This window comes from Fusobacteria bacterium ZRK30 (genome assembly GCA_024628785.1).
Classification (GTDB): Bacteria; Fusobacteriota; Fusobacteriia; order Fusobacteriales; family Fusobacteriaceae; genus Psychrilyobacter.
Genome location: CP102405.1, coordinates 455,836 through 482,235, shown reverse-complemented (window position 1 = coordinate 482,235; position 26,400 = coordinate 455,836). Strand labels below are relative to the sequence as shown.

The window sequence follows — 26,400 nt, the reverse complement described above, 5'->3', positions numbered from 1 at the left end:
CATAATTTAAGGTACTGGGTCGTAACCACCCTTATAAAAAGGATGACATTTTGATAATCTTTTAAGACCTAGATACACACCTTTAATACTTCCATACTTTTTTATTGCTAGAATCATATAAGTAGAACAAGTAGGTTGAAATCTACAATTTTTTTTTAAGACTGGTGAAATAAACCACTGATATAATTTTACAAAAAATATTAAAAGATATTTCATAGAAATATTTTGGCTCTTTTAAATATTTTTATACTATCCTTTTCGATCATGGATAAACTCAGAGTCTTAAATTGTTCTCCTGCATTTTTCTTAGCTATAAAAATTATATCATATCCTTGTTTTAAATTTTTATCTTGTTTTCTAAAATTTTCTCTAAAAAGTCTTTTTAACTTATTCCGACAAACAGCATTGCCAGTTTTTTTACTAGCTACTACTCCTAATCTATTTTCTTGTAAATTATTTTTTTTAAAATAGATCAACTGAAAATAACCAAAGTGTTTTTCTCCTTGGTTATATACTTTTAAGAATTCAGATTTTGTTTTTAACTTCAACATAAAATCTCCTTAAAATATTTTTAAAAACCCGGTGATATGAACACCGGGTTTTATGCTGATAATTTCGTTCTACCTTTAGCTCTTCTTCTCTTTAAAACAGATCTTCCTGCTTTAGTTGCCATTCTTTTTCTGAACCCGTGTTCTTTTTTTCTTTTTCTTTTATTTGGTTGAAAAGTTCTCTTGCTTGCCATTTTTGATTACACCTCCTGTTACGTTAAAAAAATTGTCATTTCAGTTTATTATTCTAATATATAAGTTATATTTTGTCAAGATAATTTTAAATAAGTTTTTTATAAAAGTAACCAAAAAGAGTATTTGTTTTTTGTAAGATGTAGTAAAAGTAAAGCCAATATTTGTTATAAAGAAAATCTATATTTTATAAGGGCTAGAAAAGAAAAAAGTAAATATTTATTATTATTGTAGATATACACTTAATGAAAGCCTTTATTTTAAAGGGTTATTATTTTTAGATATAAAATGACCTCAATAAATACGTTGTTTTAGAGATAGATGTATTATTATTGTAGATATACATAATGAGAATACCTTAGTTTTTAAGGGTTTAGATATCAGAGATGGTTTAAGGGTCAATAAATACAATAAATTCAATATAATGTAATTATTATTGTGTATGGACATAGTTTAAAACTAGGTTTTTCAATACTTATTTTTTATAACCCTAAGATAATTAGGATTTATTAGTATATATATATTATTAATGTTCGTATACATAATTTATTATTATTTTTTAAAAGTTTAATAAAGTGATTTTTTATGATGATTATATTAAATAAAAAAAGTTAAGTAAAATGAGTTATATTCCTAAAAAATATAACCGATTATATGTATACTTTCAAAAATAAAGATTGAATTTATTTAATTTTGATGATACTATGAATGACACTGGGATTATTATTGTGAATGGACAAAAATTAATGGAGGAGTTATGTCAAAGGAAGCAAATGCAGGTTTAATAGATAAATTTAATTTAAATAAAACTGGATCATTGTTGACTGACCTGACTAAAGTTGATATAAAAATGAGTGAACTTCCTGAGATAGAAGTTCGAGAAGTTGTTATTAAAGAAACTGGAAATTTTTTAGATTTAAAAGAAAATATAATTAATATACCAATAGAAATGATAGTTTTTCCATTTTTTACTCCTCAAAAACAAAATAAAAAAATAAACTTTAAATACTCTTTTGAAGATTTAGGAGTAACAATGTATTGTACATTAGTTGCAAAAAATTCAGAAGACAAGATCTATCAGCCATCTATTTTTGAAGAGAAAATTTATACATATCTGATATCTCTCTATGAATTAAAAAAGGAGACCAACGATACAGATGAGTACATAAAGTTTGAAATTTCAGACTTTATAGTTAATTTTTTAGGAAATAAGATGAATAGAAATTATTATACCAAGGTAGCTCAGGCTCTTAAAAATTTAAAAAGTACTGAATACCAGTTTGAAGTATCTAACCATAGTAAGCTGGGAAATTATCAATTTGAAGATGAAGAATTTAAACTGTTAACCTATCAAAAACTTAAAGTTGGAACAAAGGTATATTATAAAGTAACTTTAAATAAAAATATTAGAAATAAAATTAAAGACAAAAGATATATAAAATATAATTCTAAAGCTTTGATTGAAATAATGGAAAAGGATCCTATTGCTGCAAGGATCTATAAATATATAAGTAAAATAAGGTATTCTAAGCAGGAGGATTCTATAAATATTAGAACTTTAGCTGCTATAATTCCGTTAAAAATGGAACAGGAAACTGAAAGAGTAAATAAAACTGGTGAGAAAAGGGTCTATGTATTAAGCAGGGTAAAGCAGGTTTTAAAGAGAATTGAGAAAGCCTTTTTACTTTTAGAAGAATTGGGATATATGGAGTATTTTAATTCTGAATTTGTTGCCGAAGAGGATAGTTATTATATAAACTATAGATTTAATCAGGATAAAGATGGAACTTGTCATATATCTAGTTATTTAAATGGAGAAGAAAAACAAGTTGAATATAAAGGTAAATGGGACGCAGTAAATGCTGCCAAGAAAGCTAAGAAAGAAAAATCACTTATAACTAAGGAAAAAATAAAAGAAAAAATAAAAGAAATAGAAATTAGAGACGATAATGAGATAATAGATGCTGAGATAGTTACTGGAAAGGTTGATAAGAATAAAACTAATGAAATTAACCTATCTGAAGATGTAAAAGAAAGATTAAAAGATTTCTCAGAGGAACTTCAAAGTAAGATAATCAAGTGTAAAAGAAATATATTTGTTTCTAGAGCTTGGAATAAGAGGGTAGATAATAAATTTAAAAAGATTATAAGGGAAGATGGGGAAGAGGTAGCTATTGATATATTAAACCTTTTATATAAACGTCTTAACTCAGAGATAAAATCTACTTTAGTTCAATATATCAATGGAATATTGAGAAATTTAAGAAAGATGGATAGAAATGCTAGAAAATCTAATAAAAATAATCTAACATTATTTAATCAGGTAACCAGGGAAAAACCTTTAAAAAGCAAGAAACAACTAAAGAAGGCAAGAAAACATCTGAAGAATCCGGAGATAACAAATATAAAAGATGTTATTGAAGATCTTCCAAAACATGATATTATGCAGGATTATCATGGTTTAGATGAATTTCAAAAATTGATAATAGAAGAAAAAGCACTGGAATTATGTTCTCAATATGAGGATATACCAAAAGAATTTTTATATAATTTAAGAAAGGTATCCAAAAGAGTATATTTTATAACATTGAAGAAATATATAGGGATAGCTTTAAAAGATGGGAAATAATAAATAAAAAAAGATCGCAGAAGTGATCTTTTTTTATTTATTGATACTTTATTATTGAGTGTATACATATATAGGTTATTTTTTTCCTCATGAAGATTATGAATAAATTATTTTAAAGAGATATAAAAAAAAATGAAAGGAATATGTTTATTTTTGTCAGTATACATAAATGATATTGAATTTCTTAATCTAGAAATGTATATGGATAAAAATAAAGTTTAGAAATTTTCTTTTTTTATTTAGTAAAATATTTTTATTATTGAGTGTATACATAAATGATATAATATTATAAAATTTCTTTTTACTAAAAATTAAACCCAAAAAAAGTTTATTGTATTTTTCATATAAGATCTATGATAAACTCTTTATATATAAATAAAGATGAAAAAACATCCTATGAGTGAACCATTGAAAAATATAAGGTGGAAATGTATACTAACAAAAATAAAGGGGTATTTATGAAGTTTAAATCAACAATAAATAATGGGAAACTATATAGGGGAGGAGTTCCCTATTTTTTGGAATCTGAAAAGGATCAGGTAATATATATATCCTCTTCTAATAAAAATATAATCGACTACTATTTCACACTAAAGGAAGATATAGATGTTTTAAAGATAGAAAATTATAATTATACAGAGGAGGAATTCGACTGTATAACCTTTGAGTTGTTGGAAAAATTAAAGTTAGGTAATTCAAAGATATTGATATCTATTGAGAGTATCTTTAAAAAATATTTTATAAATTCTGAACTGTTAGAATTTTGTGTGGGAAAAGAATATAAATTAAAAAATATAATAGAAAAATTGGAAAAAAGTGGATTTAAAAAAAATTATCTGGTTGAAAAAAGAGGCGAATACAGCCTTAGAGGAGATATCTTAGATATATTTGCTTTTGATGGAAAGCACCCTATTCGTTTGGAATTTTTCGATGATCTTTTAGAGGAAATACGTGTATTCAATGCAGAAACCCAGAGATCACTGGAGAAAATAAATAAAATTCAAATGTATATAAACAAAAATAAAGATGAAAATTATACTTTTTTAGATCTGCTGGATAGGTTGAAGAACGACAAAAGAAAAGTCTATTTAGAGAATGAAGAAATATTGAATTATAAGGTAGAGGAATATATTTTAGATAAAAGACAGGATGAGCAAGAGATCCGGCTGGAATATTCTAAGATAAAGAAGATATCGGAAAAGATAGAGCTACAGCGGTTTAAAGATGAGGAGATAGAAAATTATAAAAATTATGATTATATAAAAAAATTATCTCGAAAAAAAAATATAACGATTTTGACAGAGGAAAAAAGAAGATATACTGAAATATTTGACGGAACATCTATACAAATCCATAGAAATCCCCACTATGAGGGATTTAAATATAAAGATGATCTTATCCTGACAGACAGGGAATTAAAGGGGATCAGGGTAAAGAGAAGTGAGAAAAGAGCAGATGGAATAAGATTTAAAAAAATAGATCAGATACTACCAAATGATTATATAATTCATGAAACTTATGGTGTAGGAATTTATTTGGGAGTAGAAGATATAAATGGTGCAGACTATTTAAAGATAAAATATGCAGACGAAGATAAACTTTTTGTACCTATAGCTAGTCTAAATAAAATAGAGCGTTATATATCTGAACCAGGGGTAGTTCCTGACATATTTAGACTAGGTAGAAGAGGGTTTAGAAAACGGCAGGAAAAAATAAAAAAAGAGATAGAAAAATTTGCAATAGAACTTCTGGAAATACAGGCTAAAAGAGCTATGAACGTAGGTTATTCATTTACCAAGGATACTATTTGGCAGGAGGAATTTGAGGAAGGGTTTCCATATAATGAGACCAAGGATCAGCTAAAGGCTATATTAGATGTAAAAGAGGATATGGAATCGCCATCTGTCATGGACAGGATAGTCTGTGGGGATGTTGGATATGGAAAAACAGAGGTAGCTATGAGAGCGGCATTTAAAGCTCTTATGGATGGAAAGCAAGTTGTAATATTAGCTCCTACTACAGTTTTGGCTACCCAGCATTTTGAAAGATTTAAGGAAAGGTTTCAAAACTTCCCATTGGAATTGGAACTGCTGTCAAGATTGAAAACTCCCAAAGAACAAACCGAGGTAGTAAAAAAAATAAAAGATGGTGTTATAGACCTTATTATAGGAACCCATAGATTGTTGTCTAAAGATATAAAGTTTAAAGATCTGGGGTTAGTTATAATAGATGAGGAGCAAAAATTTGGAGTAAAGGCAAAGGAACATCTAAAAACCATGAGGATCAATGTGGATATGTTGACATTAACAGCAACCCCAATTCCTAGAACATTAAATTTAGCTCTTTTGGGAATAAGGGATATATCTATAATTCAGACTCCTCCAACCAATAGAATACCAGTAGAAACTTATATTATAGAAAAAAATAAAGGTGATATAAAAAATGCCATAATGAAAGAGGTTGCCAGAGAGGGGCAGGTTTTTTACCTATATAATTCAGTTAAGGGCATGAAAGTTAAGTTAAAGGAGTTAAAAGAGATAATTCCCGAATATGTTGTAATAGATTATATCCATGGTCAGATGCCTTCAAATGAGATAAAGTATAAGATAAATTCTTTTGAAAACGGGGAGATAGATGTACTTCTTACAACGACAATTATAGAAAATGGTATAGATATAGAAAATGCCAACACTATCCTCATAGAAAATTTTGATAAATTAGGATTATCCCAGGTGTATCAGCTCCGTGGAAGGGTAGGAAGAAGCAGCAAGCGAGCTTATTGTTATCTCCTGGTAGATTCTTTAAAGGGCGGAACGGAAAAAGGAAAACAAAAAAGAGAATCAATAAAAGAGATAAAAGATCTGGGAGCAGGGTTTCAGTTATCTTTGGAAGACATGAAGATAAGGGGAGCCGGGGAAATTTTAGGTGAAAAACAACACGGAGCATTAAAAATGTTTGGTTATGATATGTATCTTAAGATGCTGGATGAAGAGATAAAAAAGATAAAGGGAAAAGAACCTATAATAGAGGATATCGACCTAGAGATAGGGATTCACGGATATATACCTAGTGAATATATAGAGGAAGTAGAAAAAATAGTGGTATATAGAAGATTAGTTACTATAGATACAATCTCTGAATTAGAGGAGATGAAATGTGAAATAAAAGACAGATTTGGGCGATTACCAAAAGTTGTAGAAGACCTGTTTGAATATCTAACTATAAAGATTATAGCTCAGAAAAATCATATTCAAAGTATAAAATTAGAGGGTGGATCATACAGGATAAAATTTATAGAGAACAAAATAAATATTGAAAAAATCCAAGAATTAATCCTGTCTAAAAAGATAAGATACCTCCAAAAAGAGGGAGCTATTGAGATAGATAGTATAAAAGAATTCTTTGAAGATTATAAATAAAAGGAGGAAAAAAATGAAAAAAATGGCAATAATATTGATCATAGCCTCATTGGCATTGACGGCTTGTAATAAAAAAGAGGGAGGGGTAAAAACTAAGGATGAATCTAATGTAATTATGGTTATCGGGAATGAAAATTTAACTGAAGCAGAATTACAGGAAAAAATAGATACCCTGCCGGCTCAATATAAGGAGTACTCTAAATCTGAAAAGGGTAGAGCAGCTCTGATAGAGGAGATAAGCGTAAGAAAGATGTTAAAACAGGAAGCTGTAAAAACAGGAATTGAAGACACAGAATCTTATAAAAAAGATTTAGAAGGAATTAGAGAAGATCTATTAATCAGTCACGTGGTTAACAAGAAAATAGTAGAGGGTGTAAAGTTAACAGATTCAGAATTAAAGGCTGAATATGAAAAAAGCAAGGAAAACTTTAAGACACCAGAACAAATAAAAGCAGCTCATATATTAATAAATGTAAGCGATGATATGACTGAAGCTCAAAAAAAGGATGCTAAAAAAAGAGCTGAAAAAATATTAACAGAAGTTACACCAGCAAACTTTAATGAGATGGCAAAAAAATACTCTGAGGGACCTACATCTGAAAATGGCGGGGAACTTGGATGGTTTGACAAAACTTCAATGGTAAAAGAATTTGCTGATGCAGCCTTCACAGGAGTGCCGGAAAAAATATATGGAACTGTTGTTAAAACACAATTTGGTTATCATATAATATATGTTGAAGATAAAAAAGAAGCTGGATACCTAAGTTTTGAAGATGTAAAACCATCTTTAGAGAAGGAACTGTTAAATAAGAAAAGAGCTGAAGAATATAGAGCCTGGGTAGAGGAATTAAAGAAAGATTATATAAAAAAATAAAAGTTATATAGAAAATAAAATAGGTGGCATAGCCGCCTATTTTATTGCATTTTTTAGAGAAATAAAATACTATTAAAACTAGAAGTAAAATATTAAAGTGTGACTTTATTATTGAGCATATACATATTGTATATATTTTTACTATGGAGGAAAGAGATGAATGAATTTTATAAATTAGTGGATATAATGAAAAAATTAAGAGCTCCTGACGGATGCCCTTGGGACAGGGAACAAACTATTGAGAGTTTAAAACCTTATTTATTGGAGGAAACCTATGAAACTCTGGAAGCTATGGATATAGGAGGAGAGGAATTAAAGGGGGAGCTGGGAGATCTTCTTTTAAATATTATCTTTCAATCTCTAATAAAGGAGGAAGAAGGGGAGTTTACTATTGATGATGTGGCTAAAAAAGTCAGTGAAAAATTGATCAGAAGACATCCCCATATTTTTGCAGGTGTAGAGGTAGAAGGAACAAAGGATGTCGTGAGGAACTGGGATGAGATAAAGAAAAAAGAGAAGGAACACAAGGGAAGAAAATCTGTCTTAGACGGGATTCCTAAAATTTATCCACCTTTAGCCAAGGCATATAAATTACAGGTTAAAGCTGCCAAAGTCGGTTTTGACTGGGAAGATGAGGTAGGAGCATTAAATAAGTTAGAGGAAGAATTAGGTGAGATGAAAGAAGCATATGAAAAAAATGACAGGGAAAATTTAAAGGAAGAGATAGGAGATGTTGTTTTTACATTGGTAAATATTGCTAGAAAATTAGATATAGATATAGTGGATTCAGTGATGAAGACTAACAATAAATTTGAAAACAGATTTAGATATGTGGAAGATAACTGTGATCTGAAGGAAAGTACGCTAGAAGAGATGGATAGATTATGGGATGAAGCAAAAAAGAAATAACCTTAAAAAATATTTAATTTGGAGAGGGAGAAAAAATATAGTATAAAATATTATGGAATAGTACCTTTTTTTTAAGGTATGAAAATTAGGAGGAACGATGCGTTTAGATAAATTTTTTAAGGTTTCTAGAATAATAAAGAGAAGACCTGTAGCAAAGACAGTACTTGATAATAAGAAGGTAAAATTAAATGGAAAAATATCCAAGGCAGGGACTACAGTAAATGTGGGAGATATAATTGAGTTGGAATATTTTAGTAAATATATGAAAGTTGAAGTTTTAGAAGTTCCTATTGGAAATACTAAAAAAGATGAAGCTGAGGAATTATTTAAGATATTAGAGGTAAAGGAGATAGAGATAGGTGAATAGTTATATTTTCTTTTAATCCACGAGTATTCAGTTTATTCGCAGTTGAGTAAATCTGAAATGTGGTTAAAGGGAGGATTAATCTATAAAATTTGAGTTAAAAAACAGTTTATTATTGAACGTATACATAAAGGAGTATCAGTGATTGTTGAGTTAAAATCAAATGCTAAGATAAACTTAGGATTGAATATAGTTGGGAAAGCAGAAAATGGATATCATCTTTTAGACATGGTTATGGTTCCCATATCCCTTTCGGATGATTTATCCATAAATTTTAAAGAGATAAAAGGAAATTTAAAAATAGATACGAATATAAAAGAAATTCCTGTTGGAAAAGACAATATAATATCTAAAATTTATGAGGAGTTCTACCAAGAAACAGGATTAGAAAAACAGATGATAGAAGTGTATCTAAAAAAGAATATCCCGTCTCAGGCCGGTCTTGGAGGAGGAAGTTCTAATGGTGCATTTTTCTTTAATGCATTAAATAAATATTATGGTAATCCCATAAATTTCCAAAGGGCAATAGAGATAACCAAGGGAATTGGTGCAGATATCCCTTTTTTCCTTTTAAATAAACCTAGCAGGGTAGAGGGAATAGGAGAAAATTTAGAAGTAATAGAAAACAATATAAAAGATAAAATAATTTTGATAAAACCAGATTTTGGTGTAAGCACTATAGTAGCATATAAAAATTATGCTAAATTAGAAAATAAAAAAGATGCTGATATAGATAAGATTATAAAAGGGATGAAATCCGGTAATTTAGACGAGCTAGAGAATTATCTGGAAAATCATTTGGAACAGGGACTGTTGTTAGAGGATAAAAATATAATCAATTTTAGAAAAAAATTAGAAAAATTAAGAAAAGATCAGGGTATAAAGTTTCATATGTCTGGTAGTGGTAGTTGTTATTACACTTTTGTAAAAAAAGATAATATAGATCGAATTTATGACAAAATAAAAACAACAATGGAGGGCTGCAAAGTTGAAATATGTAGTTTTCTTTGAATAAACTAAAAAGGAGAGTACTAAAAATGAATATTACAGATGTAAGACTGAGAACGGTAAAAAATGAAAATGAATTAAAGTTAAAGGCTTATGCAGACATCACATTGGATGGAAGTTTTGTTATTCATGGGTTAAAGGTTATCGATGGTCAAAAAGGTATGTTTGTGGCTATGCCATCTAGAAAGATGCCCAATGGTGAATTTAAGGATATAGCTCATCCTATTACACCTGATTTAAGAAGAGTTTTAACAGAGATTGTTATAAAAAAATACAATGAAACGATGGAAGAAATACAAAATAAAGAGGAAACAGATCCTGTAGAGGATTAGAAAAAATAAATAAAAAAATGCCGAAATTTATCGGCATTTTTTTATTTTAATTGGAATTTAGACTATCTAACCTGTCCATCTCCTCTAATTATATATTTAACAGAAGTAAGTTCTTTGATTCCCATAGGTCCCCTTGCATGGAGTTTTTGAGTGCTTATACCAATCTCTCCTCCAAATCCAAATGCTCCTCCATCAGTAAACCTGGTAGAAGCATTGACATAAACTGCTGCAGAATCAACTTCTCTCAAAAATTTTTGAGTATTTTTATAATTTTCACTAATGATTGCTTCTGAATGTTTTGTAGAGTAAGTATCTATATGTTTTATGGCTTCATCTATAGAATCTACAGTTTTTATAGATAAAATAAGATCTAAATATTCAGTATTCCAATCATTATCAGTTGTAGGGATAGCGTTGGCCAGGTATTTTATAGATCTTTCATCAGCTCGAATCTCTACTCCTAAATCTCCTAATTTTTCTCCCAAACTAGGCAGTAGTTTAGAGATACTATCACTATGAACCAACAGAGTTTCCATGGCATTGCACACTCCTGGTCTAGAAGTTTTGGCATTGATAATAATATCTATAGCCATCTTAAAATCAGCACTATGATCAACATAGGTATGACACAGACCTGCACCTGTTTCTATAACAGGAACACTAGCTCCTGCAAGAATGGCTTGCTTTAATCCCTTCCCGCCCCGGGGGATAATTACATCGATAAAATCATTCATGGTAATCAATTCATTTACACAATTTCTGTCAGTATTTTCAATTAATTGAATAGCTCCATGAGGCAGACCTAATTTTTTACCTGCTTCAGTAATTACCTTAGCCAAAGCCATATTTGAACAAAGAGCATCTGAGCCGCCCCTTAAGATAATTGCATTCCCAGATTTTAAACTAAGGACAGCGGCATCTACGGTAACATTTGGACGAGATTCAAAGATCATCCCAATAACTCCTAAAGGAACACGGATCTGTGATATTTCCATCCCATTTTCATGTCTGAACCCGCTTAGAGTTTCACCGATAGGATCATCTAAACCTATTATTGTTTTGATCCCCTGGGCCATCCCATAGATTCTTTCCTCAGTCAGAGTCAATCTGTCAATAAAAGCAGGTGTAAGTCCATTTTCTCTACCTTTAATCAGGTCTTTTTCATTTTCTGATCTTATAAATTCTATATTATTTAAAAGTTCTTTAGCCATCTCTTCCAAGATATTATTTTTAGTAATGGTATCCATTTGAAGTAGTTTTTTTGAAGCTTTTTTAGCTAAGACACCCATATCATTCATATATTTTTTCATAATTATATATCTCCTCTATTAAAAAATAAACATGTTATCCATATGTATAACTTCATCATAATCTTTGTGTCCTAAAATATGGTTGATATCAGAAGAATTTTTCCCTTTTATAAGATCTACCTCAACCTGACTGTAGTTAGAAATTCCAACGGCAACCTCATTTTCATTGCTGTCACAGATAGAGACAACTTCTCCCCTGTGAAAATCTCCTTCACACCTTACAATTCCAATAGAAAGAAGACTGTTATGAGTTTTGAGAGCTGTGATGGCTCCATCATCTATAAATATCTTACCTGTTTTTGTGGTTCCATAGGTGATCCAATGTTTGCGAGCCTTTAATTTTATCTTAGTTTCTAAAAATAATGTTCCGATCTCCTGGCCATCCATGACCTCTCCTATAATAGAAGGATCAAATCCTTTGGCAATGATCATAGGGATTCCAGCAGAAGTAACTATCTCACCAGCACTTATTTTAGTAGCCATACCTCCGGTTCCGAATTTACTTCCAGCTCCAGTCGCTATATCTTTAATATGATCATCGATCTTTTTAACTGTATTAATAAGGGTGGCTTTTGGATCGGTCTTTGGATTGCCTGTATATAAACCGTCTATATCAGATAGGATAAGCAACAGGTCTGCATCTATCAAGGTAGATGTGAAAGCTGAGAGGGTATCGTTATCCCCTACTTTTATCTCATCTACAGCTACCGAATCATTTTCATTGATAACCGGAATGATTCCCATGGAAATCAATCTCAGACAAGAATTTCGAGCATTTAAATATCTTCCACGATTGGATATATCTCCCTTGGTCAAAAGCAGCTGTCCTATCTGTTTTCCATATTCAGAGAATAATTTCTGGTATAGATGGATAAGGGCAACCTGCCCTACAGATGCAACAGCCTGTTTATCCGGAAGAGTTTTAGGTCTTTCTTTTAATCCCAAACTACCCATCCCGGCCCCGATAGCTCCCGAGGTAACCAGTATAACTTCATATCCTTTGTTATGAAGGTTAGCCAGTTCACGGACTAATTTGTCTATTCTAGACAGGTTTAATAATCCATTTTCAAATGTAAGAGTAGATGTTCCTACCTTTACAACCAATCGTTTTGTGTCTTTTAAATATTCTTTTCGAGTCATAAAATCCCACCTTCCAAATTGTAATTTTCTTTACAGTATATCATAGTTTTGAATATTCGTTAAAAGTAAATAAATCGAAAAATAACTGTGTTATTTTTCGATTTATTAATTTTATATTTTTAGAAGTTTAACCCATACATGATCTTTATAAGTGTTATAGCAGCAGCTACAGTTGTGACCATTTGAAGGATAATAAAACTTACTCCCTTAACTCCTACACTAAAAACACTATATATGTTGAGAGTTCCTCCTAAAAGAACTATTGAATAAGACAATAGATTCGATTCTGAAAAAACAGATCCAGCAGCAAATTTGTCACTTTTGACTAAAGTATTTCCTAGAATAATTCCTAGTATAATAGCGAAACTTGCACCTCCTAATTTTGGGAATATCCCACCTAAAACACTTCCGATATATGCAATCACAGAACAAACAATAAATCCTGGTATAATTTTTTTAATATTCATATCTTTTACTCCCTTTACTAATATAATTATATTTTAAGCTAAACTTAATAATAAGGGAAATACTAATTATTGATATTTAGTATAGGGAATAACCTAATGAGATCAGCATATATATTTAATTTTTAGATAGATTATATTCTTTTGAAAACTCTATAAATTTTTCTATCAATCTAGAAAACTCTTTATCCTTATGGTAGAGCAGCTTTAGACGCCTCTTTATCTCTAAATTTTTTATTCGACTCACGGTTATTTCTTTTCTTTTTTCCTCTTCTCCTATAGTTAACTTTGAAACACAAGCTACTCCCAGGTCTTTTATCACGGCTCTTTTTATTGCTTCAGTCCCTCCAAATACAAAGACATTTTTATCTCTTATTCCCATAGCATCTTCATAGGTTTTTCTGCTTCCACTCCCTTTTTCCCTAAGTATAAAAGTTTCTTCTTCTAATTTTTTACGGTCTATTACTTTTTTCCATTTTTTATTAGGAGATGATATTATTATCAATTCATCTTCCCAAAGATCCATTGTTTCTAGTTCTTCTATCACTATTTTTCCTTCTATTAATCCTATATCTATATTATTTTTTAATAAATCTTCTGATATTTCCTGGGTATTTGTAATATATAGTTCTATATCAACTTTAGGATATTCTTGTTTGAAGTCGGCTATTATATCAGGCAAAAGATATGTTCCTATAGTTGTACTAGCTCCTATCCTTAGATTTCCAGACCTGACTTCCCTCATGTCTTCCATTACTTTCTGTGATTCTTCATATAAATTTAACATTCTCAATGCATATTTTTGAAAGACCTTTCCCTCTTCTGTTATATAAAGTTTTCGGCCCAGTCTTTGAAATAATTTAACTTTCATTTCTTCTTCTAATTCTTTTATAACCTGACTTATGGAAGGCTGGCTTATATAAAGGACCTTAGCTGCCTCTGTCATATTAAGCATCTCAGATACAGTATAATAGATCTCTAATTTTCTTATAGTCATAATAGTTCCTCCTTATTAATAGGTTTATACCTATCATTTATATAGAATATAAATATTTAACTTGTTCTTAATTTTAATTGTAAGATAAGTTCTAGCTCTTCAGTGAAGATTATATTTAAAATATATCATTCAAAGAGCCTTTTAGTAAATGATTTAATATTAAAAATCAAGAAATATATAAGTTATTTGAGTTTAATTATTATAGTTTTAAAAAGAGAGGTTTAGACATGAAAAATATTGGGTTGGTATTAGAAGGTGGAGGAACTAGAGGGGTTTATAGTACAGGTGTTTTAGATGCATTTTTAGAATATGGAATAGAAGTTCCATATGTTATAGGTGTTTCTATAGGTGCTTATAATGGCGCAGCATATATAGCTAAACAGAAAAAGAGAAACTATAAAGTTTATACAGAATATATCAATGATAAGAGGTTAATTAATTTTAAAAGGTTGATCAAAGGTGAATCCGTTCTAAATTCTAGATTTGTTTTTGAATTTATCAATAGAGATAAACACTTTTTCAATTATGATAATTTTTTTAATAGTAAAAATACTTTTATAAGCGTAAGCACAGATTGTATTACTGGAAAACCTGTATATTTTGAAAAAGATAAATATGAAAAAACAGATGTTGATGATATCATTAGATCTTCTTGTTCTCTTCCTTTTTTAAGTGAGATTGTAAAATATAAAGATCAAAATTTTTTAGATGGAGGGATTGCTGATTCAATTCCTGTAAGAAAAGCTATTTTAGATGGAAATAAAAAGATAATAGCCATTCTTACACATCCAAAAGGGTTTGAAGAAAAACAAGGTTGGTATCATAAAATTTCTTCTATTTGGTATCCTAAATTTCCTAACTTAACTAAAGCTATAAAATATAGATATCTATATTATAATGAATCGATACAAATTTTAGAGATGTTAGAAAAGCTGGGCAAAGCTTATATTATTAGACCTAAAAATATAAATGCCTCCATGATAGAGCACGATATAGATAAATTAAATAAATATTATGAGATAGGTTGGATACAGGGTGTAGATGAGATACAAAATGTTAAAGACTTTTTAGAGGCTTAAAATCAATCTAGATGTTTTATATAACTTTAGTCTAAACCTTGATTTGTCAAGAGGAAGATTGGTTTTGTTTTGCAACTTTTGAGTTTTATTTTACACTTTGAATGGAATTGCGAACTAAAAAAACATATGCTATACTCAAAGTACAGACTAAAGTTATTGGATGGAGGAAAAAGATGAAAAAAATATTAACAATATTTATAGCTGTGACCTCTATTACTTTTAGTTCACAGATGTATGGAGATATATCCAATGAACATTGGGCATATAGAGCGATCGAAAATCTATATATAAATGGAATACTGCCTAAAGATTCTACAAGCTTTGACGGTGATAAAAATATCAATAAATATGATCTGGTTTACTATCTGTCTAAAACTTTGAATAAGATAGATGAAACAAAGGCCAGTCAGTCAGACCTATTGATATTAGAACATCTAGTCTATGATTTTTCCAATGAATTGAATAAGATGGGATTTAATACAGATTTGTATATAAAGAAGATAAAAGCCAATGAAGACGATATAGAGATGTTGAACCAAAGGGTTCGGAGCAATGAACTTGAGATTGAAAAATTAAAGTTGGAATTGGAAAAGTTGAAATAATAGATATATTGTTTATTTAGAATTAAGTAATTACAGGAGGACAAAAGATGAAAAAATTATCATTTGATTTTTCTAATAATGACCAGTTTTTTGGTGGTCACGAATTAGAATTTATGAATACTCATATTGAGACAGCTGAAAAAGCGTTGATGGAAGGTACAGGAGCAGGAAACGATTTCTTAGGATGGGTAAACTTACCAGAAGCTTATGACAAAGCGGAATTTAAAAGAATAAAGGTCGCTGCTGAAAGAATAAAAAAACAATCAGAAGTTCTAATTGTAGTTGGAATAGGTGGATCTTATTTGGGGGCTAAATCTGCAATAGAATTCTTAACGCATACATTCTACAATGAATTACCAGCAGAAAAAAGAGATACTCCAGAGATATATTTTGCAGGAACAAATATTTCAGGAACTTATTTAAAGCATTTAATTGAGTTAATTGGAGATAGAGATTTCTCAGTAAATGTAATATCTAAATCAGGTACAACTACTGAACCGGCAATAGCATTTAGAGTATTAAAGAAATTACTTATAGAAAAATATGGAAAAGATGAAGCTAAGGATAGAATCTATGCTACAACAGATGCAGAAAAAGGAGCATTAAAAAAATTAGCTACAGGGGAGGGGTATGAAACATTTGTAGTCCCTGACAATGTAGGAGGAAGATTCTCTGTATTAACAGCAGTGGGATTATTACCTATAGCAGCAGCAGGAATAGACATAGATGCACTTATGGCAGGAGCAGCAGATGCAATGGTAGACTACAAGAAACCATATGCTGAAAATGACTGTTATAAATATGCAGCTGTAAGAAATATTCTTCATAGAAAGGGTAAAAACATAGAGTTATTAATAAACTATGAACCTAGATTACACTATATCGCAGAATGGTGGAAGCAGTTATACGGTGAATCTGAAGGTAAAGACAACAAAGGGTTATATCCTGCATCAGCAGACTTTACTGCAGATCTACACTCTTTAGGACAATATATCCAAGATGGAAAGAGACACCTTTTTGAAACACTTATCAATATAGAAACACCGGAACTAGATATGGTTATTGAAGAGGATGACTTAAATTTAGACGGACTAAACTATTTAGCGGGAAAAACTATGGATTATGTAAATAAGATGGCAGCAGAGGGAACCAGATTAGCTCATAGAGACGGGAATGTACCTAACTTAACTATCAATCTGCCGGAAGCTACTCCTTATCACTTAGGATATATGTATTACTTCTTTGAAAAAGCTTGTGCAATCAGCGGATACCTTTTAGGGGTAAATCCTTTTGATCAGCCAGGTGTAGAAGCTTATAAGAGCAATATGTTTGCATTGTTAGAAAAACCAGGATTTGAAAAAGAAACTGAAGAAATTAAGAAAAGATTAAAATAATATTATAACTTTAAATAAAGAACATAAGATTAGAGACCCCCTGTGGGTTTACTGGTTTTATGTTTTTTTTGTTGATTAAAAAGCTATATATTTTTTTGTATTATATTGTTATAATTATAGAGGTTACACTTTAAAAAAATTAAATTGTATAGATATATTTTTATGATGTTTTATACTTAAATAAATGAGGAGAAAGAAGATGAAAGATTTAATTAGTATAACTGAGGTGTCTCAATATCTGGGAATAACAACGAGAACAATTAGATATTATGAAGAATTAGGTCTTATAACTCCTATTCAGGAAGGAAGAGGAAAGAGACATTATTCGAGAGAAAATATAAAAAAATTGATGTATATAAAAGAGTTGAAGGAAAAGGGGTGTCCTTTAAAGGAAATTCAGGAGTTATTTGGCGGTAAATGCTGTCATGAAAAATTTAAGATTTTGAGGACAGTACACGATGAAAATATAGAAAAGATAAAAAAGCTAAAAGAACAGAATAATAAAATAAAAGAAGAATTGGAGATAATAGAAAAATTAGGTGATAAAAATGAAGCTTTTGAAATAAAGAAGTTTAAAAAGAAAAAATATAAAGCTTTAAGGGAAAGGATCCCAATCGATATAGATAGGGAGATAGAGGCTATTTGGGATTTTGGAAATAATAACAGTATTTCCATGGGACATTTAGGATCGGAAATAGTCTATGTGATAGAGGAAGATAATTTCAAGGGAAAAAAATGGGAACTATTTGATTATATATATTTAGATGATGGGAAGAAAAATAATGAGATAAATGAAGGGGATTATCTTGTGATGTATACAAGAAATGATGTTTACGGAAGAAAAAAAAGTATGAACCTTTTTGTGGATTATATAGAAAAAAATAAACTTGAAACAGAAGGATCATTTTATATGATTCCAAGAGCTAATATTCTTTGTAAGTCAGAACAGAAGTTTTTAGTTATTTCAGAGTTTAGAATAAAACTTTTAAAAAAGTAGCAGAAATGCTGCTTTTTTTTGTATATTTTTATTCATTGAATTGACCTTGAGTTAATTAAAAATTAAAAATAAAAGATTAAAAGTGTTATTTTGGTTAATTAATATTAACTTTTAGGTTTACGTAGGGTAAGTTTTGTTTGACAAAAAAACAAAACTTACATATAATGCTCTTGAGAATTAAATAACTATAGAGGAGAATAAGGATGAATAATAATGTAAAAAAGGGATTGTTTTTTGGAATCTTAGTAGGATTTGCGTGGGGATTGGATACAGTATTGATGGGAATGGTTGGACAGAACCCGACATTACAAGGGTTTAAATCAAGTGCATTGGTATCAGCGTTTTTGCATGATGGGTTTTGTTTTTTTTGGTTAGCAGTTGTTATGTTTTTCAGAAAAGAACTTGCAGGAGTTTTTAAACTGTTAAAAACTAAAAAAGGTAAAGTATCTCTTTTGGCAGCAATAGTTGGTGCTCCTGTAGGGATGAGTGGTTATGTTATAGGAATTAAATATGCTGCACCAGCTTATGCGTCTAGTATCTCAGTTATTTATCCAGGTGTTGGAGCTATTCTGTCTTACTTTATACTAAAAGAAAAACTTTCTATGAGAGCGGTAATAGGAATAACTATCAGTTTAATAGGTTCGGCAGCTCTGGGGTATTCAAAAGTAGATCTTTCACTATACCCGGATTTTTATAAAGGGATAGCATTTACCTGTATAGCTGTTCTTGGATGGGCATTTGAAGGGGTTATTATTGGTTATGCTATGAAAAAAATAAAAGATGAAGATAATATAAAGGCATCACCTCAGCAGTTTCTTACGGTTAGATACCTTACATCTTTTGCGGTATATGCTTTAGTAATTATGCCGGCAGTCGGTGGATACCCTGTAGTTGCAAAAATTGCCCAAAGCAGAGATATATTATATTTTGCCGGAATAGCTGTTTTAGGAGCTACAACATATCTTTCATGGTATAAGGCAGTGGATTATATTGGTGCTGCAATGGGAACGGCTCTTAACAGTACAGCAGCATTTTGGGCAATTATATTCAGCTGGCTAATATTAGGAACAGAAATTACACCTTATTTAGCAGTATGTGGGGCAGTAATAATCGTAGGAGTATTTATCTTTGCTATAAATCCCAATGATTTTAAAAAGAAAAAAAATCTTGAAGTTAAAACTGAAAATAATTAAAAAATCATAAAAATTAGATATAATTTTAAAAGGAGCAATAATATGTTAAAAAAAGATATAATTGATAATATGCAGAATATTGTTGATAACTGTATGGGAGACTCTAAACCAGCGTGTCAGTCAGCATGTCCAATGCATACCGATATAAAGAGATACGTAAGATTGATAGGAGAAGGAAACGGAGAAGAAGCTATATCTGTAATTAGAGAAAAACTTTTTTTACCAAAAATATTAGGAAGAATTTGTGCTCATCCATGTGAAGGCGGCTGTAGAAGAGGGGGGGAAGACAACCCAATATCTGTTGCAAATCTTAAAAGATACGCAGCTGATAACTTCGACAACCATAAAAATTGGGATATCTCAAAAGAAACTGAAACAGGAAAAAAAATTGCTGTTATCGGGTCGGGACCAGCTGGAGCACAGGCAGCTACAGACTTGGCTCGAAAAGGTCATAGTGTAACAATTTATGAGAAGCTGGATGTAGTCGGAGGAATGATGAGAGTAGGAATTCCTGAATACAGACTACCTAGAAATATTATAGATGAAGAATATTCTTTCCTTGAAAAATTAGGAGTAGAGATCAAGCTTGGGGTAGAGATCGGTGTAGATATAGAATTTGAAACTCTTAAGGAAGAAAATGATGCTGTAATATTAGCTGTTGGAAAACATGTAGGAAGGGTAGATAGAAGATTAGAAAACCATGATAATAAAGGGGTGTATTCTGCAGCAGAGTATTTAAGAGAGATTTCTTTAACAAGGAACATTAAAGGTACAGGAAAAAAAGTAGCAGTTATTGGTGGCGGAGATGTTGCCATGGATTGTGCCAGAGCATCCCTTAGGGTTGAAGGAGTAGAGGAAGTTCATGCTGTATGTTTAGAATCTACTTATGAAATCATGGCTTCCTCTATGCATGAAATTAAAGGTGCCCTTGCAGAAGGGGTTAAGATAAATCTAGCTGTCGGGACCAATAAAATAATTGTAGGTGAAGATGGAAAAATAAGCGGACTTGAAGTTAAAGAATGTATATCTATCTTTGATGAAGATAGAAGATTTAATCCGAAATTTAATGAAGAAAATAAAAGAATATTAGATGTGGATACGGTAGTATTTGCTATAGGACAAGGTGTAGATTCATCTTTTGATAAAGAAGAAACAATAGCTAAAAAAGGTAATGGAACATTTGAAACTGATGAATTTACATTACAGTCAACTAACGATAAAAAAGTCTTCGCAGCAGGAGATTGTGCTTCATCATTTGTAGTAATTGGAGCGATGTCAGAGGGAAGAAGGGCAGCCACTTCTGTAGATAGATTCTTGAAAAAAGAGTCTATATTTGAAGGAAGGATAAAAGAGGACGAGATGTCGTGTGAGACAAAACTTTATATGCCTACTGAATACCTTTCTAAAGGATGGGATTTGGCTGAAAAAGTAGAAAGAGTATCTGTAAATGAATTGAATCCATCAGAAAGAATAAAATCTTTCGACGAGGTTGAATTTTCTTTTACAAAGGAGCAGGCAGAAAAAGAAGCGAACAGATGTCTTCAATGTGAGTGTAAACTTTGCATGAAAGAATGTATGATGATGAAAGAATATACATCATGCCCCAAAGAACTATTTAAAGAATATTTGGAAAAAGGATATGAAAAAATGGATATGAATATAGCTTATTCATGTAATGAGTGTAGTCAATGTACTATAAAATGTCCAAATGATTTTAAGATTAGAGAAAATTTTATGGATATGAGAAAAGGTTATGTAAAAGCTAATGATGGTCTTTCACCACTTTCTGGACATGATGCTTTAGATGATGGACAGGAATTGGAATGCAGTAAAAAGTATTCGGTAACAATTAAAGGTGAAAAGAAAACTAAATATGTATTGGTACCTGGATGTACAGTATCTGCATCATTACCAGAACATATTGAAAATACACTTTTACATATGAAGGAAGTGTTAGGAGAAGAGGTAGGAGCGGTACTTCAATGCTGTGCAAAACCAACTCTGATAATTGGAGAAGAAGAGTTGTTTGAAGAGAGATTTTCTCGTGTACAAAAAGAAATTGACAGCACGGGAGCAGAAATAATAGTAACACTATGCCCATCTTGTTATATGACTTATGATGAATATGCAACTCAGGAAGTTATTTCTTATTGGGATCTTATGAAAGAAAAGATAGGTATTCCAAAAGATCAAAAGAAAGTAGGGGAACTTTCAGATGTAATATTTAATATTCACGATGCCTGTCCTACAAGAAATATTGGATCACATCACGAAAGTGTTAGATGGATATTGGAGGAATTAGGCTATAATTATGAAGAGATGAATAACATCAAAGAAAATACAAGATGCTGTGGTGTAGGTGGAATGTTAGGTTGTATAAATGAAAATCTCTATAAAGATATAGTAGATAGAAGAGTTAACGATACTACCCAAGATCATATTATCTCCTACTGTGGTTCATGCAGGGGATCTATGGAATTAGGCGGGTTGGATTCACTTCATATATTGGATTTAATTCATGGAGATTGTTATTTGAAGAAAGATGCAAAGAAAAGAAGTGGTAACTACGGTTTTCATAATAGATTAGATGCAAAAAAGAGGTTGAAAAAATATAAAAATTAAAAGGTTAAAAATTAAAAGTTCTCTTAGGAGAACTTTTTTTTAGAATTTTATTATTCTTCACATTAACTTCACAAAGGTCGGTTATTATATCTATGTAAAGAAAGTAAAATAAACTAAATCGGGGAGTGATTAAAATGAAAAAGAAAATAATAGTAGGTTTATTAATGGTATCAGCACTATCTTTTGGAGCAGTAAATAACAACTCAGGAAATATGCACAACAACACGAATAACAATGGTCAAAGAGGATCGTACCATACTCAAATGATGAATAACTTATCTGAAAATCAACAAACAGAATTAACTAAGATGATGCAGGACAGAAGGGAAGCTAATTATAAAAAGAGTTTAGATATGAGATCTAAGCAATTGGAATTAGAAAAATTATTAGCAGAAGATAAGGTAAATTGGAAAAGTGTAGAAAGAGTAAATAAACAAATATTGGATATGAAAGCTAAGCAGAGATTGGATGGTATGAAATTTAGAAGTGATATAGAGGGGAAATATGGAATCTCTATGGGTCATAAGGGGACAAGAGGTAATTGCGGATCTACAGGTGGAAAGCATATGAAGAATGGGCATATGGGAAATGGCAACCACATGAATGGCGGAAACGGATATAGAAATAACTAAGACTAAATAAATAAAAATAGGAGCTCTCAGGGGCTCCTATTTTGTATAACTAAAAGGGAGAACATTGGAAATGAATAAAATTTTATTGATGTTTTACATAATTTTGCTGGGCTCAAATATGAGTTTTGCAGCTTCTAAAGATATAATAGGGGCAGGAAATAAAGATTATATAAATTATACAGTTGAAAAAGGAGATACTTTAGGGGAGATAGCAGTGAGGTATGAACAGGATTTAGGAGTGTTAAGCTATAATAATCCACAAATTGGAAAATATCTAAATATAGGTGAAAAACTGTTAATAAGTAAGGAAAATTTTATTGTATATCGGGTAAAAAAAGGAGATACACTGTCTGGAATAGAAAATAAATTTCAAATAAAGGCAGACCAGGTAAAGATCGACAATAAATTAAAATCAGATAAAATATACCTAAGCCAAGAGTTGATAATAAAAGATCCTAGGATAAACCTCTCTAATGATAGAAGGAAAAATAATAATAGTATGCAGGAAATAAATATTTATTGGCCAGTAGAGTGGAAAGGGGTGACCAGTCCCTATGGGAGGAGACTGCATCCTATATTGAAAAAATACTTGGGACATGGAGCTGTGGATCTGCGAGCTAATTATGTACCTGTAAAAGCAGCGGAAAATGGAGTAGTAACTTATGCAGGATGGATGAAAGGTTATGGAAATTTAGTAATAATAAAACATTTAAATGGATATGAAACCAGGTATGCCCACTTAAATAAGATAGAGGTAAAAAATGGACAGAGTGTAAAATCTGAACAATTGATAGCAGAGAGTGGTGAAACAGGTAATGTAACTGCTCCCCACCTTCATTTTGAAATTAGAAAAAATGGAATACCGACAAATCCTATGAATTATTTTAAATAAAAAAAAACAAGTTTTCACTTGTTTTTTTTTATCCCATTAATTTTTTCAAATATTTGAAAAAATCTTTCTTGTGTTCTTCAGATGTGATACAGACATTGGAAAACATCTCCATAATCTCTTGGTTAGTACTGTTAAGAGCTGATTTTACAGCCAGAGATTGATTTAATATATCACCGCAATATTCTCCGTTTAGGAGCATTTTTTTCATTCCCTTTATTTGACCCTCAATTTTATTTAACCTGGTAATAATACTTTTTCTAGCTTCGATTATCTCCTCGTCATTCAACTTTGAGATGGTGCAGATCAGGTCGAGATCCTGCTGCCAAGATTTTAATCCACCCTTCATCTCGTAGATATTTTCAAATCCTAAATCAGCCATCTCAATACAAGCCTCTTTGCTTATATGTCCAACAGCACAATAAATAAGATATGTTTTTTTTCTATCTAGTTTTTTAATTTCTCTTTTGAAGATACGTGGTTTTTCAAAGTCTATCAAGATAGCACCATCTAACCTTCCTTCGTATAAAAATTCCTTTTCAGTCCTCACATCGATGATAACAAGATCATTTTCCTTTGTTATCAGTTTTTTTGTTTCTTGAGGAGTAATAGAGTTGTATATAGTTGTTATAGTTTCGTTTTTCATGAATAAATACCTCGTAAATTAGATTTTAATAATAAAGATATTATAACCCCGGGATTACTTTCTGTCAATTTAATGAAAATTAAAAATTAATCTTAAAGATTGTTAAAAATTTCTAGAAATAACATTTATTGTATGGAATACTGCAGTAATAGATGAAAAATAAATAAAAAAAATCAGTACTATCAGTAGTATTTTTGAGTGATTTGGAGTACTAAAAGAGAAAAGAATGAACCAAATCGAGATAAAGATGCATAAAGTAAGTAAATACACTTGACTCTCTATTTCTAATTTGCTATACTAGTACCGGGTATAGTAAATTAGAAAAACTTGATATAGATGTGAAAAAAAATACAATAGAAAGCGGGAGGAGTACAATGAGCAAAAGAATACTAGTAGTAGGTGGAGTAGCAGGTGGAGCATCAGCAGCAGCAAGATCAAGAAGATTAGATGAAAATGCAGAAATAATAATGTTTGAAAGAGGTCCGGTAGTATCATTTTCAAACTGTTGTTTACCATATCATATCTCTGGTTTAGTTGAGCAGGAAGAAACATTAATATTAATGACACCGAAAAAATTTAAAGGTCAGTATAAAATAGATGCAAGAGTAAACAGCAATGTTGTATCTGTAAATACAGAGGCTAAAACAATTGAAGTTGAAAATACTTTAACTAAAGAAGTAACCACTGAAAAATATGACGCACTAGTAGTATCCCCTGGAGCAGACGCCATCGTACCTCCGTTTAAAGGATTAGATAAGATAGATAACTTCGTATTGAAGACAGTCCCTGATGTCTCTAAGATAATGAAGTTTGTAAAAGCTAAAAACCCTAAGCATATCACTGTAGTAGGTGGAGGATTCATAGGGTTAGAAGCTGCTGAAAATTTAAGAGAAGCAGGGATAGAAGTTACTTTAGTAGAGGGAACTGATCAAATAATTCCATTTGTAGATAAAGAGATATCTTACTTCGGACAGGCTGAAATGGTTAAGCATGGAATCGAAGTGGTTTTAGAAGACCTTGTAGAAGGATTTGACACTAAAAAAGTATTATTAAAATCAGGAAGAGAGATAGAAACTGATGGAGTAATCTTAGCTATAGGAGTAAGACCATCTACTGGATTCTTAAAAGATTCAGGGATAGAATTAACTGATAGAGGGTATATAGTGACTAATGATAACTATGAAACAACAGCAGAAGATGTTTATGCAGCAGGAGACGCAATCTTAGTTAGAAACCAGTTAACCGGAAACTTATGTCCATTAGCAATGGCAGGTCCTGCTAATAAGCAAGGAAGATTAATTGCTGACAGAATAAGCGGTAGAGAGATCAAAAACAATGGTTATATAGGATCAGGAGTAGTTAAATTATTTGATATGAACATAGCTTCTACAGGATTATCTGAAAAGATGTTAAAAGATTCAGGGATCGATTATGAAGTAGTATATGCAGCACCTCCAGGAATAGTAGGAATAATGCCGGGAGCACACTTGGTATTCTCTAAACTTTTATTTGAAAAGAAAACTGGAAAAGTATTAGGAGCTCAATTTGCAGCAGCAGGAGCACCGGACAAGAGGGCAGACGTAATAGCCACTGCAATAAAAGCCGGTATGACAGTAGAGGATCTATTTGATTTAGAATTAACTTATGCTCCTTCATTTGGAACAGGTAAAGATGTAGTAAATAAGATTGGATACATAGGTTCAAACTTAAACGAAGGTGCATTTAAGCAGGTAACATTTATGGAAGTATATGACCTATTAAAAGCAGGAGAGCAGGTTATTGATGTTAGAGAAGTTTGTGAATACGAGGCAGGACATATAAAGGGAACTGTAAATATTCCTATGAGTGTTATGAGAGAGAGATTAGATGAACTGGATAAAACAAAGACAGTATATGTTCACTGTAGAACAGGTGAAAGAAGTTATAATATGACATTGATGCTTCAGGCAAATGGTTATGACGTTAAAAACGTTGCAGGAAGTTATGAATTTGTAAAGATGTATGAAGAGGTATCTTGTTACAACGATAAAACAAGGGAAGAGATTATGATCGGTGACTGTGTAGGTTGTTGTGCAACTTTAGAAAATACAAAGTTCTAATAAAAAAACTGGTTTAAATAAATAAGGGGAAGGAAACCTTCCTCTTAAATTTTATGATATA

The 26,400-nt window shown here is 30.8% G+C and carries 24 protein-coding genes; 16 read left to right on the top strand and 8 right to left on the bottom strand.

From position 1 onward, the window contains the following. Positions 1-6 precede the first annotated feature (6 nt). From yidD to rpmH, 3 genes are read right to left on the bottom strand one after another with little or no spacing between them, the layout of a single operon-like run. On the bottom strand, positions 7-216 hold the full coding sequence (gene yidD / locus NRK67_07250; GenBank protein ID UUV19270.1) for a membrane protein insertion efficiency factor YidD: 210 nt from the start codon (positions 214-216) through the stop codon (positions 7-9). Next, on the bottom strand, positions 213-551 hold the full coding sequence (rnpA, locus tag NRK67_07245; GenBank protein ID UUV19269.1) for a ribonuclease P protein component: 339 nt from the start codon (positions 549-551) through the stop codon (positions 213-215). Before rnpA ends, yidD begins: the two co-directional genes overlap by 4 nt. Positions 552-601: 50 nt before the next feature. After that, positions 602-742, bottom strand: a complete 141-nt coding sequence (gene rpmH, locus NRK67_07240) for a 50S ribosomal protein L34 (protein ID UUV19268.1) — start codon at positions 740-742, stop codon at positions 602-604. A 755-nt stretch (positions 743-1,497) separates the two neighbouring features. Between rpmH and NRK67_07235 the strand changes: the two genes are divergently transcribed. The 7 genes from NRK67_07235 to spoVG all read left to right on the top strand — a co-directional run bounded on the left by NRK67_07235 (position 1,498) and on the right by spoVG (position 10,275). Then, positions 1,498-3,369: a replication initiator protein A gene (locus NRK67_07235; GenBank protein UUV19267.1), complete on the top strand. Its 1,872-nt coding sequence runs from the start codon at positions 1,498-1,500 to the stop codon at positions 3,367-3,369. A gap of 458 nt (positions 3,370-3,827) precedes the next feature. Further along, on the top strand, positions 3,828-6,788 hold the full coding sequence (mfd, locus tag NRK67_07230) for a transcription-repair coupling factor (GenBank protein UUV19266.1): 2,961 nt from the start codon (positions 3,828-3,830) through the stop codon (positions 6,786-6,788). 13 nt (positions 6,789-6,801) lie between these two features. Then, entirely contained in the window at positions 6,802-7,662 is an 861-nt protein-coding gene (locus NRK67_07225; protein ID UUV19265.1) for a peptidylprolyl isomerase, read from the top strand. A gap of 156 nt (positions 7,663-7,818) precedes the next feature. Then, a complete protein-coding gene (gene mazG, locus NRK67_07220) occupies positions 7,819-8,571 on the top strand; it encodes a nucleoside triphosphate pyrophosphohydrolase (GenBank protein UUV19264.1) in 753 nt (250 codons plus the stop codon). Positions 8,572-8,668: 97 nt separating this feature from the next. Continuing rightward, the gene (locus tag NRK67_07215; GenBank protein ID UUV19263.1) at positions 8,669-8,938 is read left to right on the top strand and encodes a S4 domain-containing protein; all 270 of its coding nucleotides are present in this window, start codon (positions 8,669-8,671) and stop codon (positions 8,936-8,938) included. A gap of 138 nt (positions 8,939-9,076) precedes the next feature. After that, on the top strand, positions 9,077-9,946 hold the full coding sequence (ispE, locus tag NRK67_07210) for a 4-(cytidine 5'-diphospho)-2-C-methyl-D-erythritol kinase (GenBank protein UUV19262.1): 870 nt from the start codon (positions 9,077-9,079) through the stop codon (positions 9,944-9,946). 26 nt (positions 9,947-9,972) lie between these two features. After that, positions 9,973-10,275: a septation regulator SpoVG gene (spoVG, locus tag NRK67_07205; protein ID UUV19261.1), complete on the top strand. Its 303-nt coding sequence runs from the start codon at positions 9,973-9,975 to the stop codon at positions 10,273-10,275. 62 nt (positions 10,276-10,337) lie between these two features. Here the strand turns inward: spoVG and NRK67_07200 are convergent, their stop codons facing one another. From NRK67_07200 to NRK67_07185, 4 genes are all read right to left on the bottom strand, one after another. Then, entirely contained in the window at positions 10,338-11,573 is a 1,236-nt protein-coding gene (locus NRK67_07200; protein ID UUV19899.1) for a glutamate-5-semialdehyde dehydrogenase, read from the bottom strand. Positions 11,574-11,603: 30 nt separating this feature from the next. Further along, positions 11,604-12,725, bottom strand: coding sequence for a glutamate 5-kinase (gene proB / locus NRK67_07195; protein ID UUV19260.1), 1,122 nt, complete (start codon positions 12,723-12,725; stop codon positions 11,604-11,606). A gap of 119 nt (positions 12,726-12,844) precedes the next feature. Further along, on the bottom strand, positions 12,845-13,192 hold the full coding sequence (locus NRK67_07190) for a YeiH family protein (GenBank protein UUV19259.1): 348 nt from the start codon (positions 13,190-13,192) through the stop codon (positions 12,845-12,847). Between the two features lie 115 nt (positions 13,193-13,307). Further along, positions 13,308-14,186 carry a LysR substrate-binding domain-containing protein gene (locus tag NRK67_07185; GenBank protein UUV19258.1) on the bottom strand — a complete coding sequence of 293 codons (879 nt, stop codon included), beginning with the start codon at positions 14,184-14,186 and terminating at the stop codon, positions 13,308-13,310. A gap of 227 nt (positions 14,187-14,413) precedes the next feature. Between NRK67_07185 and NRK67_07180 the strand changes: the two genes are divergently transcribed. The 8 genes from NRK67_07180 to NRK67_07145 all read left to right on the top strand — a co-directional run bounded on the left by NRK67_07180 (position 14,414) and on the right by NRK67_07145 (position 23,597). After that, positions 14,414-15,265 (top strand): patatin family protein, encoded by an 852-nt coding sequence (locus NRK67_07180; protein UUV19257.1) that lies wholly within the window; start codon positions 14,414-14,416, stop codon positions 15,263-15,265. Between the two features lie 173 nt (positions 15,266-15,438). Further along, the gene (locus tag NRK67_07175) at positions 15,439-15,867 is read left to right on the top strand and encodes an S-layer homology domain-containing protein (protein UUV19256.1); all 429 of its coding nucleotides are present in this window, start codon (positions 15,439-15,441) and stop codon (positions 15,865-15,867) included. Positions 15,868-15,914: 47 nt separating this feature from the next. Continuing rightward, complete coding sequence (locus tag NRK67_07170; GenBank protein ID UUV19255.1) at positions 15,915-17,261, top strand: glucose-6-phosphate isomerase; 1,347 nt, start codon at positions 15,915-15,917, stop codon at positions 17,259-17,261. A gap of 199 nt (positions 17,262-17,460) precedes the next feature. After that, the gene (locus NRK67_07165) at positions 17,461-18,258 is read left to right on the top strand and encodes a MerR family transcriptional regulator (GenBank protein ID UUV19254.1); all 798 of its coding nucleotides are present in this window, start codon (positions 17,461-17,463) and stop codon (positions 18,256-18,258) included. Between the two features lie 203 nt (positions 18,259-18,461). Beyond that, a complete protein-coding gene (locus NRK67_07160) occupies positions 18,462-19,451 on the top strand; it encodes a DMT family transporter (GenBank protein ID UUV19253.1) in 990 nt (329 codons plus the stop codon). A gap of 42 nt (positions 19,452-19,493) precedes the next feature. Continuing rightward, a complete protein-coding gene (locus NRK67_07155) occupies positions 19,494-22,073 on the top strand; it encodes an FAD-dependent oxidoreductase (protein ID UUV19252.1) in 2,580 nt (859 codons plus the stop codon). 134 nt (positions 22,074-22,207) lie between these two features. After that, the gene (locus tag NRK67_07150) at positions 22,208-22,705 is read left to right on the top strand and encodes a periplasmic heavy metal sensor (protein UUV19251.1); all 498 of its coding nucleotides are present in this window, start codon (positions 22,208-22,210) and stop codon (positions 22,703-22,705) included. Positions 22,706-22,775: 70 nt separating this feature from the next. Then, positions 22,776-23,597, top strand: coding sequence for a M23 family metallopeptidase (locus tag NRK67_07145; GenBank protein ID UUV19250.1), 822 nt, complete (start codon positions 22,776-22,778; stop codon positions 23,595-23,597). Between the two features lie 28 nt (positions 23,598-23,625). Here the strand turns inward: NRK67_07145 and NRK67_07140 are convergent, their stop codons facing one another. Next, positions 23,626-24,240, bottom strand: a complete 615-nt coding sequence (locus NRK67_07140; protein ID UUV19249.1) for a metal-sensing transcriptional repressor — start codon at positions 24,238-24,240, stop codon at positions 23,626-23,628. Positions 24,241-24,614: 374 nt separating this feature from the next. Here NRK67_07140 and NRK67_07135 point away from each other — a divergent pair, with 374 nt between their 5' ends. Further along, positions 24,615-26,339, top strand: a complete 1,725-nt coding sequence (locus NRK67_07135) for an FAD-dependent oxidoreductase (protein UUV19248.1) — start codon at positions 24,615-24,617, stop codon at positions 26,337-26,339. Positions 26,340-26,400 lie beyond the last annotated feature (61 nt).